Raw genomic sequence first — 13147 nt, forward strand, 5'->3', positions numbered from 1 at the left:
GGCAAGACATGCGAGAAATCATGGAGTGACCAAGTTCAGGTCAGCCGCCTGCGGCGCTCTATCAGTTGCAGGATCAGCGGTGTCAGAATGAGCTGCATGGCAAGATCCAGCTTGTTGCCGGGCACCACAATGGAGTTGGGCCGCGACATGAAACTGTCGTGGATCATTGAAAGCAGGTACGGAAAATCGATGCCGCGCGGATTGGCGAAGCGAATGACCAGCATGGATTCATCAGGGGTGGGTATCCACCTTGCAATGAACGGGTTGGACGTATCGACAATTGGCACACGCTGGAAATTAATGTCGGTCAGCGTGAATTGCGGGCAGATATAGCGAACGTAATCCGGCATCCGGCGCAGGATCACATCCATCACCGCCTCGGTGGAGTAGCCGCGCGAAGCCTTGTCGCGATGAATCTTCTGAATCCACTCCAGGTTGATGACTGGAACGACGCCGATTTTCAGGTCAGCATGCCGCGCAAGGTCCACTGCGTCGGTTCGCACACATCCGTGCAAGCCTTCATAAAACAGCAGATCACTGTCGCCGGAAAACTCTTCCCACTCGCTGAAATTTCCGGGTTGTCCACCGTAAAGCTGCGCTTCGGCCTCGTCATGCACATAATGGCGTGTACGGCCGGTTCCTTTGCGGGCATATTCGGCAAAGATTTCCTCCAGCGTTTCCAGAATGTTGGCATCGGGACTGAAATGGGAGAAATTCTGGTTGCCGCTGGCAGCCTCATCCACCATTCGTTGCTTCATGTCTTCGCGATTGAACCGATGAAACGCATCGCCTTCAATAAAGCTGGCCTTGACGGATTCCCGGCGAAAAATCAGATCGAAAATCCGTTTGACCGAAGTCGTGCCTGCGCCCGATGAGCCGGTAATGGCAATAATGGGATGTTTCGCACTCATTACAGGCTCCTGAACTGGCAATGCTTCCCGATTTCCGGGCATGGGCATTATGAGGCTTGGCTGGCTAAGCGCGGAACAGACTGCGCCTGCCGAACAATGGCGAGCGTTCGCCTATGGCGGATGGATCTGTGAGGTATCGGGCTATGCGCTGCACCTCACGCACCGAGCCGAAGACCACGGGTATGTGCTGGTGAATGGCTTCTGGCTGGATATCCAGAAGATTGACCCGGCCGTCAGTTGCCGCGCCGCCCGCCTGTTCCACAATCATGGCAATCGGGTTGGCCTCATACAGCAGGCGCAACCGACCGCTTTTATAGCCTCTGCGCTGGTCGCCGGGGTAAAGATAGACCCCGCCGCGTGTCAGAATGCGCAAAACATCGCCTGCAACGGCAGCCAGCCAACGCATGTTGAAATCTTTTTCACGCGGCCCATCGGCACCCGCCAGGCAATCGTCGATGTAAAGGCGCAGCTCTTCATCCCAATGCCGGTAGTTGGAGGCATTGATTGCAAATTCGGCAGTTTTTTCCGGGATGAACACCGCATGCCGCTGTTCAACAAAACCGCCAAAGGCTTGCGAGTATACGAAGATATTGCAGCCTGCGCCCAACGTCAGAATGAAGAGACAGCGTTGCCCGAATACAAATATTCCGGCGGCAAGCTGGCTTCTGCCAGTCTGCAGAAAGCTGGCCTGTGGCCCGGCACCCGGCTGCTCCGCAAGCGGCAGCAGAGAAAATATCGTGCCGATGGGCGCATTGATGTCGATGTTGGAAGAGCCGTCCAGCGGGTCAATGGCCAGAGCCAGAGTGCCCGTGTTGCTCAACTCAAGGACGTTGTCCTGCTCTTCGGAAAGCAGCGTGGCGATTTTGCAGTTGCGCGCCGCTTCAATGAAAATCCGGTCAGCTTCAATATCCAGCCATTGCTGCTCATCACCGCCACCATTGATACGGTTGGCGGCTGCAGGCGTCTGCTGGGGCTCTTCCGCAACCAGTGTGCGCAGCTTCAAGGCAGCGCGCGCCAATTGCCAGATTGTTTCTGCAACATCGTTGCGCAAAGGGTCTTCCCCGGCATAGGCGCGCAAATGAGCTTCCAGTGAGGCCGCCATCAGAAATCCTCCCGTTGGAATGGCAGGTTTCTTTTGCCCTGCTCATTCCAGTGTCGAATTAGAGTATGCAATTGCAGATGGACTAAGTAAAATTTATTTGCTTAAATAGTCACATAAGAAAAACTTAAGACCTTACCCATGATCAATTTAACCCTTCGGCAGCTTCGATCGGTGCAGGCTATCCATCGCCATGGCACAATTTCGGGCGCGGCCCGAACGCTGGGGCTGACATCGCCGGCCATTACGCTGCAAATCAAGCAATTGGAGGAAACGCTGGGCCTGGCATTGTTTGACCGGTCCAGCGGCGGCATGCGGTTGAAAGAGGCGGGCGCCTGTGTGCTGGCCGCCGCCAATGTCATCGACACTGCATTGCATGACATGGAAGCGGAAATTGAAGCGTTGAAAGGCCTTCGCCGGGGGCGCATCCGACTGGGCGTCGTGTCCACGGCCAAATATTTTGCACCCTCAGTGCTGGCCGCTTTTGCGGATGAACATCCGGATGTCGATGTGGAACTGACCGTGGGCAACAAAAGCCGCATTTTTGATGAGCTGCGCGATTACAGCATTGATATTGCCTTGATGGGACAGCCACCCAGAGACTTGCCGGTGCGTGCCAGCGTGTTCGGTGAGCATCCTCTGGTCATCGTGTCGCGGCCCGACCATCGGCTTGCCAGTCAGCACAAGATTGCGCGAAATGAATTGCTGGGAGAGCGGATGATTGCACGGGAACGCGGCTCCGGCACCCGCCGTTCTCTGGAGGTGTTCACACGCGACGTTCCGGAATTGCTGGACGACAGGTTGCTGGAGCTGGATTCCAACGAAACCATCAAGCAATCCGTGATGGCTGGCTTGGGCATTGCCCTGATTTCTGCCCACACCATTGCCACAGAGCTGGATCTTGGCCGGTTGGTTGTGCTGGATGTGGTGGGCACGCCGATCCGGCGGCAGTGGTTCGTGGTCACGCGGGCCGACCGCACGCCAACACCGGCAGAAACCGCGTTCTGGCAGTTTCTATTGCGCAGGGGAGAGCGGTTTCTGCCCGTTCTGCCGAAAAGCTAGACCGGTTTGTTGCATTGTCCTGCCGTTTGACCGGTTTTGTTTAACGAGACATGCTCAAGCCGGGATTTTGCAGAAAACGCATCAGCACCCGAACAGCAGCTTCGGCATCTTCTTCCAGGATAGCTTCATCCGGATGGTGGCTGATGCCGCCTTTGCAGCGTACAAACAGCATGGCTATCGGGCAGAGAGCCATCATTGCCAGCCCGTCATGGCCCGCGCCACTTGCCAGCCGAACCTCCGGCAGGTTTTCAGCGTGGATGGCTGCGGCAAGCGCCGTTTGCAGGTGTTCTGCACAAGGCGCAGTGCGCTCGTCATAACCAATGACAAAATCCAGCATCAGGCTGCGCTGGCTGGCAATGGCGCTGAAAACCTGTCGCAACCGCTGTATGGCGGCGTGGCGGGTGGCATCGTCCAGACTGCGCACATCGAGGCTGAATGTGACCGCGCCGGGAATGACGTTCACCGCGCCGGGCCGCGCCTGGATCTGTCCCACAGTTGCCACCAGCCCCGGTGTTGCAAGCGCAACAGCCTCTACCTCGCCGATCATCTGTGCTGCACCTGCCAGTGCGTCGCGGCGCATGGACATGGGCACCGTGCCGGAATGGCCAGCCAGCCCGGTTACTGACACGGCGGCTCGCACGGCCCCGGCAATTCCGGTTACGATGCCGGTTGGTGCGCCCTGTGCCTCCAGCACCGGGCCTTGTTCAATATGCACTTCAACATAAGCGGCCACCGATCCCGGTGCGCGTGCAACCCCGGCAATGGCGTCCGGTGCGCCGCCAAATGCCAGCAAGGCATGATGCAGGCTTACGCCATCCGCATCGCGTGCCGCCAAAGATTGCGGATCCACAGTGCCGGCCAGCGCGCGGGAGCCCGTGAGCGTTACGGGAAAGCGCACCCCTTCCTCATCGCCAAATGCCACAATCTCCACTGGCAAAGGCAGTTGGGCACCCATGCGGGCCAGCCTGTCCATCGCTTCTATGGCCACCACCACGCCCAGCGTGCCGTCATAGCGACCGGCATTGCGCACCGTGTCAATGTGCGAGCCCAGTATCAGGCGCTTTTCACCGTGCTGCAAACCGGGTGTCTGCCCGACAACATTGCCCACGGCATCCATATCCGCACTCAGGCCTGCCTCCTGCATCCACTGCAAAACCTGAACAGCCGCTTGCCGGTGTGCTGTGGAAAGATATAGCCGGGTGAGCTGGTCCGGCTCGCTGGAAAATTTTGCCAGCTCATTCAGCCGCTGCATGATGCGCGATTGCGAAATAATCGTCTCTGCAATGGTATCGCTCATCAATCCTGCCCCTTATAGATCTCGGCAGCTTGTGATTTGCGCAGAAAATCACCAGCTTCGACTCAGGTTCAGCCGGATTTCCATTGTGAGCAGCGCTTGTGAAAGCTCAATGGGCTGGTACACTGTTTGTAACGAAAGATTCTGATTTGGATGCGGGGCCCGACATGCGGGCTGGCTCCGGAAATGGTTTGTGGTTGGATGATACCGAAAGGGAGCGGCCCGCCGCCTCTTATAAGCGCATGAAAGACGGCGAGAGCGAAAAGGCCTCGATAAGCCGGCTTTCCAAACGCCAGCGAAGGAGACGGCGAAAGCCGGCAGCGCCTGCGACAGCGCATGCCGATTTGCCACCTGTTCTGGGTGAAAAGGTGGAAAAGGCAGAAGCGGCGCTTGCCCGGCAGGGTGGCGGGTTACCTGCTGCACCGCGCAAGAAGCAGCGCCGCCGCCGCCGTGGTTCCCCCGCAGCCGGGCCCGCGAAACCGCAAACCCGCACGTTGCGGCCTGCAGAATCGCCAACGCAAAGCAACTTGCCGATTTATGCCGCGCTGGATCTTGGCACCAACAATTGCCGGCTTCTGGTGGCGGTTCCCGGCCGGCCGGGGCAGTTTCGTGTCATTGACGCATTTTCGCGCATTGTGCGGCTGGGCGAGGGACTGAGCCGAACCGGAAGTCTGGCGAAGCCGGCCATGGATCGGGCCTTGGCTGCGCTGACCGTGTGCCGGCAGAAACTTGCAGCACGCCGCATCACCGGCTTGCGGTTGATTGCAACCGAAGCATGCCGTTCCGCTGCCAACGGCGAAGAGTTTCTGGAACGCGTGCATAAGGAACTGGGACTTGACCTTGAGATCGTGAGTCGGGAAACCGAAGCACGATTGGCAGTTTCCGGTTGCGGATCGCTGGTCGACCGCGCGGCGCGTGGCGCCGTGCTGTTTGATATTGGCGGCGGCAGCTCTGAAATTGCCTTGCTGGATCTGAGCGCAGGTGCAACACGCCGGCTTTCCAACCATATTGTGGATTGGACATCGCTGCCTGTTGGTGTGGTTTCCCTCGCTGAGCGTTATGGCGGGCGCAATGTTTCGCCAGAACAGTTTCAGGCTATGGTCGATGATGTTTCCAGCCACATTGCCCAGTTTCCCGGCAAAGACCGTCTGGCAGAGCATGTCGGCAAGGCCGGGTTTCATTTGCTGGGCACCTCTGGCACGGTGACAACGCTGGCGGGTGTGCACCTTGGGCTGGAGCGCTATGACCGCCGGCAGGTGGATGGGCTGTGGCTGCGCAATGCCGAAGTGAGCGAGCTTGTGGCGCGCATTTGTGACTGGAGTTTTGAAGAGCGGATTGCCAATCCCTGCATTGGCAGCGAAAGGGCAGATCTTGTTCTGGCCGGATGTGCCATACTGGAAGCAATTCGGCGGCAATGGCCCGCACCCGTGCTGCGTGTCGCAGACCGTGGGCTGCGGGAAGGCCTGTTGATTGAAATGATGGTTGCGGATGGCGTGTGGCGGCGGGAATCCCAGCAGAACCGAATGAGGCAAAGCGCGTGAGTGGTGGACGGGGTGATGACCGGGGGCTGACAGTCCGCGTCAAGAAAAAGCGCGGCATCAAGGCTTCGTCCAGGCGCTGGCTGGAACGGCACCTGAACGACCCCTATGTCCGGCGTTCAAAGGTCGATGGTTATCGTTCACGCGCGGCCTACAAGCTTTCGGAAATCGATGACCGCTACAAGCTGCTGCGCAAGGGCATGAAGGTGGTGGATCTTGGCTGTGCACCGGGTGGCTGGTGCCAGATTGCGGTGCAACGCACAGCCAACGCGCCTGAAGAGGCGCGGGTTGTTGGAATTGATTATCTGCCGGTCGATCCGATTTCCGGGGCCACCATTCTGGAAATGGATTTTCTGGATAATGATGCGCCAGACCGGTTGCTGGAAGCTCTTGGCGACGCACCGGACATCATTCTTTCCGACATGGCCGCGCCAACCACCGGCCATCGGCGCACAGACCATCTGCGCACTATGCATCTGTGCGAAGTGGCAGTGGATTTCGCCATTCGCACACTGAAACCCGGCGGCCACTTTCTGACCAAGACATTTCAGGGCGGCACCGAGGGTGAGCTTCTGGCCCTTTTGAAAAAGAATTTTACCTCCGTGCACCATGTCAAACCACCGGCCTCACGCGATGGCTCGGTGGAACTGTTTCTGCTGGCCAAGGGGTTTCGCGGTACGGCCAGGGGCCTGCATGATGCTAATGACGACCAGAAATCTCTGAACCCGCCGACGGAGACAGACGAACAATAGCCAGCAGTGCCAGAAGGGTGCATGCGCCGGCAACAACGAAGCCCATGGTGAAATAGCCGGCGGGTGGCACGGCCTGCCCGCTCAGGAGAACACCAGCCTCCAGAATGCCGCCGGCCAGCGCAACACCCATGGCAATGGAAACCTGCTGCGAAGCGGACAGAAGCGCTGTCGCATCACTGGACCGGCTGCCGGAAACATCTGCAAAAGCCAGGGCATTGATGCCGGTGAAAAACAGCGAGCGGAAGAAGCCGCCAACCACCAGAAGCACCAGCAGAATCACCAACGCCATATCCGGCCGGTAAAAACCGGTGATTGCGGTGAAAAATCCACAGAGAACCGCGGTGATCAACAGGGCGTTCTTGAAGCCGAAGCGCCGCAGAATAGGCTTGGCCAGAAACTTCATGCCGATGGCGCCGCCAATGGAAACCGCACTGATCAGCCCGGATGCAAAAGCCGAATAGCCGAAGCTCAATTGCAGCATCAGCGGCAGCAGAAACGGCAGCGCTCCGGTTCCGACGCGAAACACCGCGCCGCTGACAATGGCAGCGCGCAAGGTGGGAATGTTGAAGAGGTTGAGGTTCAGCAGCGGGTCCGGTGTGCCATTGGCATGGCGTATGTAAAGAAGGCCAAAACCGAACCCGGCAAAGGCCAGCGCAAAACCAAACAGCGGCGGCACTACGGGCAAGGATATGATGGAAAAGCCGAACACCAGGCTGGAGCAGGCAAGGCTGGAGAGCACAAAGCCCGGCCAGTCAAACCGCACGGCCTGCAATGGTGCAATATAGGGCAATACCCGGCGCGCCAGAAAAATTCCCACCACGCCGATGGGCAGATTGATCAGGAAAATCCACCGCCAGTCTGCATAGGTGGAAATTGCGCCACCGACCGGCGGGCCAACCAGCGGTCCAATCATTGCCGGAATGGAAAACCACGCCATGGCTGAAACGAGATCGCTCTTGCTGTATGAGCGCACCAGCAGCAGACGACCAACCGGCGTCATCATCGCGCCACCCATGCCTTGCAGAAAGCGCGCTGCAACAAAGCCCGGCAAGGAATTTGCCATGGCGCAGGCCAGCGACCCCGCCATGAACACCGCAATGGCGCACTGAAAAACCAGCTTGGGACCAAAGCGGTCCGCCATGCGCCCGGAAATTGGAATGAAGGTCGCCAGTGCCACGTAATAGCTGGTCAGAGCCAGTTTCAGTGCAATCGGGCTGGTGCCAATATCTGCCGCGATGGTCGCCAGTGAGGTGGAGATGATGGACGAGTCCATATTTTCCATGAACAGGGCGACGGCCAGCACCACTGGAACAATTGTTTTCACGAGGACCGGGCTTTCAGGCAAGCGATTGATAAGGGAGGCTGTGTATTAACAGTAAAGCATTCTGTGTTTAAACGGAATCGTTTCAAGGGCGGGGTAATGCAACAAGAGCAGTTGGGACAGCGTTCAGTTTTTTGTGGGCTCGCCCGAATGCTCTGGCAGAATGGCCGTAAAATATTTTCCTGCACAGGGGGCGCGTGCCTCTTCTTGCCCTAGTTCTGACCTACAATCAAAAAATCACGAGGTCAGGAGCTGGAAACATGGCAGGGCAGACGGTGGGCATGAATCGACGCAACGCGCTGAAACTGGCGCTGGGTGGTGCGGCTGCGGGAACATTGGTTTCTGCTGCGGCCAGCGCGCAGGAGGCGCAAGCCCCGGCCGCTGCTGAGGCCCCACCACTGCCAAATCTGGCTGATGCGCCGCTGGCGCCGGGCTGGCGGCGCTTTCAGGTAGGCGATGCCAAGGTCACCGTCATTCTGGACGGGGTGCGCCCGGGCGATGGACCGTTTCCAACCTTTGGCGAAGATCAGACCGCGGAGGCGGTGGCGGAGTTGATGGAAGCAAACATGTTGCCTTCCAATCAGTTCGTCAATTTTTTCCACCCGGTTGTTGTCGAAACCGGCGGGCAGACGGTGCTGATAGACACAGGCTTTGGTTCCGGCGGGCGCTCTGGCGGTCTTGGCTATCTGAGCCAGCGTCTGGAAGCGGCTGGCTTTGCGCCAGACCTTATCAACACCGTGGTGCTGACGCATCTGCACGCCGACCACATTGGCGGGCTGACTGAAAACAACGCTCCGGCTTTTCCCAAGGCACACCACGTGGTGGGTCGGATTGAACATGAGTTCTGGACTTCCGACGCTGCCAAGGCCGGTGGCACTGCAGGCAATGCCGAGGCAGTGGCCATGCGGCTTGGTCCGCTTGAGAACAATCTGGTCAAGGCAGAGGATGGTGACGAAGTTGCACCGGGCCTGTTTTTGCGCGCAGCCTATGGCCACACGCCGGGGCATTTTGCACTGGAACTGAATTCCGGCGGCAAGCGCATGTTCTTCATGGGGGATGTGTTCGGCCAGTACGTCGTTTCACTCCAGCGGCCCGAATGGCAGGTGCGGTTCGATATGGGCAAGCAGGAAGCGGCAGAGACCCGCAAGCGCTTTGCCGCAATGCTGGCTGATGAGAAGCTGCCATTCTTTGGCTACCACATGCCGTTTCCCGCTGTTGGCTATGTGCTGCGTGATGGTGATTCCTTCCGCTACATGCCGGAAACCTATTCACTGCAACTGGACAGGGAAGTTTCCGCACCCGGTTGACGGCCACGGCATTGCGCTGCCGTTGAGGCGGAAACGCTTCGACGGCAGCGCAATCCACAAAAACGAGACATCATTGCATGCCGAGTGAGCGAATGATCACGTCAAACGCTCTAAACACACCACAGCACTTCCCAAACGGCGCTGTACATGCTAGCAGCCCTTGCCATTCTTCATTCGGGTGCGGCCACTTTTCCGGCCCCCGAATCCGCTGATCGGAAGGACTGGCATGGCCCAGATAATTGAAACCGCGACCGGGGCACTGGCTCTGACTTTTGACGATGTTCTTCTGCAACCAGCCCACTCGCAGGTGATGCCGGGGCAGGTGGATATCCGCACGAATATCACCCGGACCCTGCACTTGAACATGCCGATCCTGTCTGCGGCCATGGACACAGTGACCGAGGCAAGGCTGGCCATTGCCATGGCGCAGGCCGGTGGCATCGGCGTCATCCACCGCAATCTGACGCCTGATCAGCAGGCCGAAGAGGTGCGGCAAGTTAAAAAGTTTGAAAGCGGCATGGTGGTCAATCCGGTGATCATTGGCCCGGATGCCACGTTGGGAGATGCCCGTGCGCTGATGGCTGCGCACCGCATTTCGGGCATTCCCGTTGTGGAAAATGGCGGCAAGGGTGGTCATGCCAAGGGGCGTCTTGTCGGCATCCTGACCAACCGCGATGTGCGTTTTGCCTCTGACGACCGGCAGAAAATCTTTGAACTGATGACGCGCGAAAATCTGATCACCGTGCGCGACAATGTTGATCATCAGGAAGCCAAGCAACTTCTGCACAAACACCGGATTGAAAAGCTGCTGGTTGTCGATACAGCCGGCCACTGCATTGGCCTGATCACCGTCAAGGACATTGAAAAATCCCAGCTTAACCCGAATGCTGCCAAGGATGCGCAGGGGCGTTTGCTGGCGGCTGCCGCAACCAGCGTCGGTGATGACGGTTTTGAACGCGCCGAGCGGCTGATTGATGCCGGTATTGACCTGATTGTTGTGGACACGGCGCATGGTCACTCGCAGCGGGTGCTGGATGCGGTTACCCGCATCAAGAGCATGTCCAACGAGGTGCAGGTGATTGCCGGAAACGTGGCAACGCGGGATGGCACTCAGGCGCTGATTGATGCCGGAGCCGATGGCATCAAGGTGGGCATTGGCCCCGGCTCGATCTGCACCACGCGCATTGTCGCCGGTGTTGGCGTGCCGCAATTGTCGGCCATTATGGACTCAGTATCCGTTGCTGATAAAGCCGGCGTGCCGGTTATTGCCGATGGCGGCATCAAATATTCGGGTGATGCGGCAAAGGCCCTGGCGGCCGGTGCATCGGCTGTCATGGTTGGCTCGCTTCTGGCCGGCACAGAAGAAAGCCCAGGCGAGGTCTATCTGCATCAGGGCCGGTCTTTCAAAGCCTATCGTGGCATGGGCTCAGTGGGCGCCATGGCTCGCGGCTCCGCCGACCGCTATTTTCAGGCGGAAGTGCGCGATACGTTGAAGCTGGTGCCGGAAGGCATTGAAGGGCAGGTTGCCTATAAGGGGCCTGTCGGTGGCGTTCTGCATCAGCTTTCAGGCGGAGTGCGCGCTGCTATGGGCTATACGGGTGCGCAGACGCTGGAAGACTTCCGCAACAATGCAACGTTTGTGCGGATTTCCTCCGCGGGCCTGCGTGAAAGCCACACACATGATGTGACAATCACGCGGGAAAGCCCGAACTATCCTGGAGCGATCTGATCAGCCGAAGCGGCGGCGCTTTTCTTCGGCTACGGCCTTCTGGCCGGTGGGGCAGATCATTCCTGCAGCACCGGCCAGCGCCTGATCACGCAGTTCCAACGCCAGCAGCCGGTGTTTTTCATATGGCCCAGGCATTGATAGATCAGTGGTTTTTTCTGCGCTGAAACCGAAGCGCTGGTAATAGGGCGCATCGCCCACCAGCAATATGGCGCCGTGGCCAAGCCTTGCAGCCTCCGCAACAGCGTGCTGCATCAGCATTGAGCCAATGCCGCTGCCCTGAATCTGCTTCGAAACGGCAAGCGGCCCAAGCAGCAGGGCGGGCACGCCCCCGGCATCCACATGCCAAAGACGCACGGTGCCGATGACCGAGCCCGCATCATCCACTGCCACCAGAGCCAAGCCATCAGCCGGCAACCGGCCACGGCGCAGGGTCTCGGAAGATTTGCGCTTGCGATGCTTGCCCATTGCAAGATCCAGCAACGCCTCACGCGCGGCGATATCTGCGTGTTGTTCCAACCGCAGGCCGATTTGTGGCAGAGGTTCAGGCGCAACAAAAGACAGCGCGGCAGACATGGCGCAAACCTTTCAAGCTCAGAGTTTTGATATGAGGGGTTGTCTCCGCCTGTTAGCACAGGCGGAGTTGAACCGGGCTGACCGGCGGCAGACCTAGATAATGTAGGCCCGCAACGGCTCGATGCCGTTAAACGCCACGGAAGCGTAAGTTGTGGTGTATGCACCCGTGCCTTTGATCAGCACCTCATCGCCCACCGTCAATGTGATCGGCAACGGATAAGGCATCTTTTCATACAGCACATCGGCAGAATCACAGGTCGGGCCAGCCAGAATGCACGGCTCTTTCTGATCATCGTCGCGACCGGTCACGATCGGGTAGCGGATGGCCTCATCCATTGTTTCAGCCAAGCCGCCAAACTTGCCGATGTCGAGGTAAACCCAACGGTTTTCATCGGTGGCCGACTTTCTGGAAACCAGAACTACCTCTGCCTTGATGACACCCGCATCACCCACCATTCCGCGGCCCGGCTCGATGATTGTCTCTGGCAGATGATTGCCAAAGTGGCGACGCAGCGCATCAAAGATCGAGCGGCCATAGGCTTCCGCTGTTGGCACATCCTTGAGGTAGCGCGTTGGAAAACCACCGCCCATATTGACCAGCGTCAGGAAGATGCCGCGCTCTGCCAGGGTTTGGAACACGAAAGCCGCATCGGCCAGTGCACCATCCCACGCTTCCGTGTTGGTCTGCTGTGAACCAACATGGAAGGAAACGCCCGTTGCGACCAGACCCAGCCGGTGCGCAGCTTCCAGAACGTCAATCGCCATAACCGGCACGCAGCCGAACTTGCGTGAAAGCGGCCATTCCGCTCCCGCACCATCGGTCAGCACACGGCAGAACACCCGTGCGCCTGGCGCGGCTCTGGCAACTTTTTCAACCTCTTCCACACAATCAACTGCGAAGAGTGAAACGCCAAGGCCATGCGCACGTGCAATATCGCGCTCTTTCTTTATGGTGTTGCCATAAGAAATGCGGTCTGCCGATGCACCTGCGGCCAGTGCCATTTCGACTTCAGCCACCGAGGCGCAATCGAAGTTGGAGCCGAGCGAAGCCAGAAGGCTCAGGATTTCAGGCGCAGGATTGGCTTTGACCGCATAGAAAATTGCCGAATCCGGCAAAGCTTTGCGGAAGCCATGAAAATTGTCCCGTACGACATCCAGATCGACGATCAGGCATGGCCCCTCGGGACGGCGGGTGGCCAGAAAATCGGTAATACGCTGCGTTGCCATAATAGCTCTCCCATAACCGGAAGGTTGAATAGGAGCGCACGCGAGCCAACAATCGGGCAGCCTGTGGAGACCCTGCCCAAACGCTGAACGCGAAACGCGACTTGTATAACGCGATTTCGCAACGCAACCGGAGAGGCGGCAAAGCGATCTACGCTAAATTGTCTGCCATGGCTTGGAGGGGGAAACCCGCCGCACTTCAGGCAATGATGGTGTGCCTCTTCAGAATTCCCGGATTTGGAGACCGGGAGAGACCAGAAAGGCCCGAACCGTCGTTGCTTCAAGGCGTCCACGATTTCACGAGCAGCGAAACCGACTGGAGAAACTCCAGGTACCG

11 protein-coding genes are annotated in these 13147 nt (G+C 58.5%); 5 read left to right on the forward strand and 6 right to left on the reverse strand.

Annotated elements, in window-relative coordinates:
• Positions 1-35: 35 nt before the first annotated feature.
• Complete coding sequence (locus tag FPY71_RS03970; protein ID WP_149297823.1) at positions 36-911, reverse strand: phosphoribulokinase; 876 nt, start codon at positions 909-911, stop codon at positions 36-38.
• 64 nt (positions 912-975) lie between these two features.
• Positions 976-2016 (reverse strand): class 1 fructose-bisphosphatase, encoded by a 1041-nt coding sequence (locus FPY71_RS03975; RefSeq protein WP_149297825.1) that lies wholly within the window; start codon positions 2014-2016, stop codon positions 976-978.
• 135 nt (positions 2017-2151) lie between these two features.
• On the opposite strand from FPY71_RS03975, the gene FPY71_RS03980 reads away from it, so the two are divergent.
• Positions 2152-3072: a LysR family transcriptional regulator gene (locus FPY71_RS03980; protein WP_149297832.1), complete on the forward strand. Its 921-nt coding sequence runs from the start codon at positions 2152-2154 to the stop codon at positions 3070-3072.
• 40 nt (positions 3073-3112) lie between these two features.
• Here the strand turns inward: FPY71_RS03980 and FPY71_RS03985 are convergent, their stop codons facing one another.
• Complete coding sequence (locus FPY71_RS03985) at positions 3113-4369, reverse strand: allantoate amidohydrolase (protein WP_210246233.1); 1257 nt, start codon at positions 4367-4369, stop codon at positions 3113-3115.
• A 164-nt stretch (positions 4370-4533) separates the two neighbouring features.
• Between FPY71_RS03985 and FPY71_RS03990 the strand changes: the two genes are divergently transcribed.
• Both FPY71_RS03990 and FPY71_RS03995 read left to right on the forward strand, forming a co-directional pair.
• Positions 4534-5907: a Ppx/GppA phosphatase family protein gene (locus FPY71_RS03990; protein WP_246160121.1), complete on the forward strand. Its 1374-nt coding sequence runs from the start codon at positions 4534-4536 to the stop codon at positions 5905-5907.
• On the forward strand, positions 5904-6656 hold the full coding sequence (locus FPY71_RS03995; protein ID WP_149297834.1) for an RlmE family RNA methyltransferase: 753 nt from the start codon (positions 5904-5906) through the stop codon (positions 6654-6656). Before FPY71_RS03990 ends, FPY71_RS03995 begins: the two co-directional genes overlap by 4 nt.
• Here FPY71_RS03995 and FPY71_RS04000 read toward each other — a convergent pair.
• Positions 6604-7980 carry an MFS transporter gene (locus tag FPY71_RS04000; protein WP_149297836.1) on the reverse strand — a complete coding sequence of 459 codons (1377 nt, stop codon included), beginning with the start codon at positions 7978-7980 and terminating at the stop codon, positions 6604-6606. The two genes, FPY71_RS03995 and FPY71_RS04000, sit on opposite strands and share 53 nt — an antisense overlap.
• A 257-nt stretch (positions 7981-8237) precedes the next feature.
• Between FPY71_RS04000 and FPY71_RS04005 the strand changes: the two genes are divergently transcribed.
• Both FPY71_RS04005 and guaB read left to right on the forward strand, forming a co-directional pair.
• On the forward strand, positions 8238-9284 hold the full coding sequence (locus tag FPY71_RS04005) for an MBL fold metallo-hydrolase (protein ID WP_246160122.1): 1047 nt from the start codon (positions 8238-8240) through the stop codon (positions 9282-9284).
• Between the two features lie 226 nt (positions 9285-9510).
• A complete protein-coding gene (gene guaB / locus FPY71_RS04010; RefSeq protein WP_149297838.1) occupies positions 9511-11013 on the forward strand; it encodes an IMP dehydrogenase in 1503 nt (500 codons plus the stop codon).
• Here the strand turns inward: guaB and FPY71_RS04015 are convergent, their stop codons facing one another.
• Entirely contained in the window at positions 11014-11586 is a 573-nt protein-coding gene (locus FPY71_RS04015) for a GNAT family N-acetyltransferase (protein ID WP_149297840.1), read from the reverse strand.
• 93 nt (positions 11587-11679) lie between these two features.
• Positions 11680-12813 carry a type III PLP-dependent enzyme gene (locus FPY71_RS04020; RefSeq protein ID WP_149297842.1) on the reverse strand — a complete coding sequence of 378 codons (1134 nt, stop codon included), beginning with the start codon at positions 12811-12813 and terminating at the stop codon, positions 11680-11682.
• Between the last annotated feature and the right edge of the window lie 334 nt (positions 12814-13147).

Source organism: Aureimonas fodinaquatilis (genome assembly GCF_008369445.1).
In the GTDB taxonomy this organism is placed as follows: Bacteria; Pseudomonadota; Alphaproteobacteria; order Rhizobiales; family Rhizobiaceae; genus Aureimonas; species Aureimonas fodinaquatilis.

Bases quoted from the DNA above. Each gene is read 5' to 3' on its own strand.
- FPY71_RS03970 (WP_149297823.1), bottom strand. From the start codon at position 911: ATGAGTGCGAAACATCCCATTATTGCCATTACCGGCTCATCGGGCGCA.
- FPY71_RS03980 (WP_149297832.1), top strand. From the start codon at position 2,152: ATGATCAATTTAACCCTTCGGCAGCTTCGATCGGTGCAGGCTATCCAT.
- FPY71_RS03985 (WP_210246233.1), bottom strand. From the start codon at position 4,369: ATGAGCGATACCATTGCAGAGACGATTATTTCGCAATCGCGCATCATG.
- FPY71_RS03990 (WP_246160121.1), top strand. From the start codon at position 4,534: ATGCGGGCTGGCTCCGGAAATGGTTTGTGGTTGGATGATACCGAAAGG.
- FPY71_RS04005 (WP_246160122.1), top strand. From the start codon at position 8,238: ATGGCAGGGCAGACGGTGGGCATGAATCGACGCAACGCGCTGAAACTG.
- guaB (WP_149297838.1), top strand. From the start codon at position 9,511: ATGGCCCAGATAATTGAAACCGCGACCGGGGCACTGGCTCTGACTTTT.
- FPY71_RS04015 (WP_149297840.1), bottom strand. From the start codon at position 11,586: ATGTCTGCCGCGCTGTCTTTTGTTGCGCCTGAACCTCTGCCACAAATC.
- FPY71_RS04020 (WP_149297842.1), bottom strand. From the start codon at position 12,813: ATGGCAACGCAGCGTATTACCGATTTTCTGGCCACCCGCCGTCCCGAG.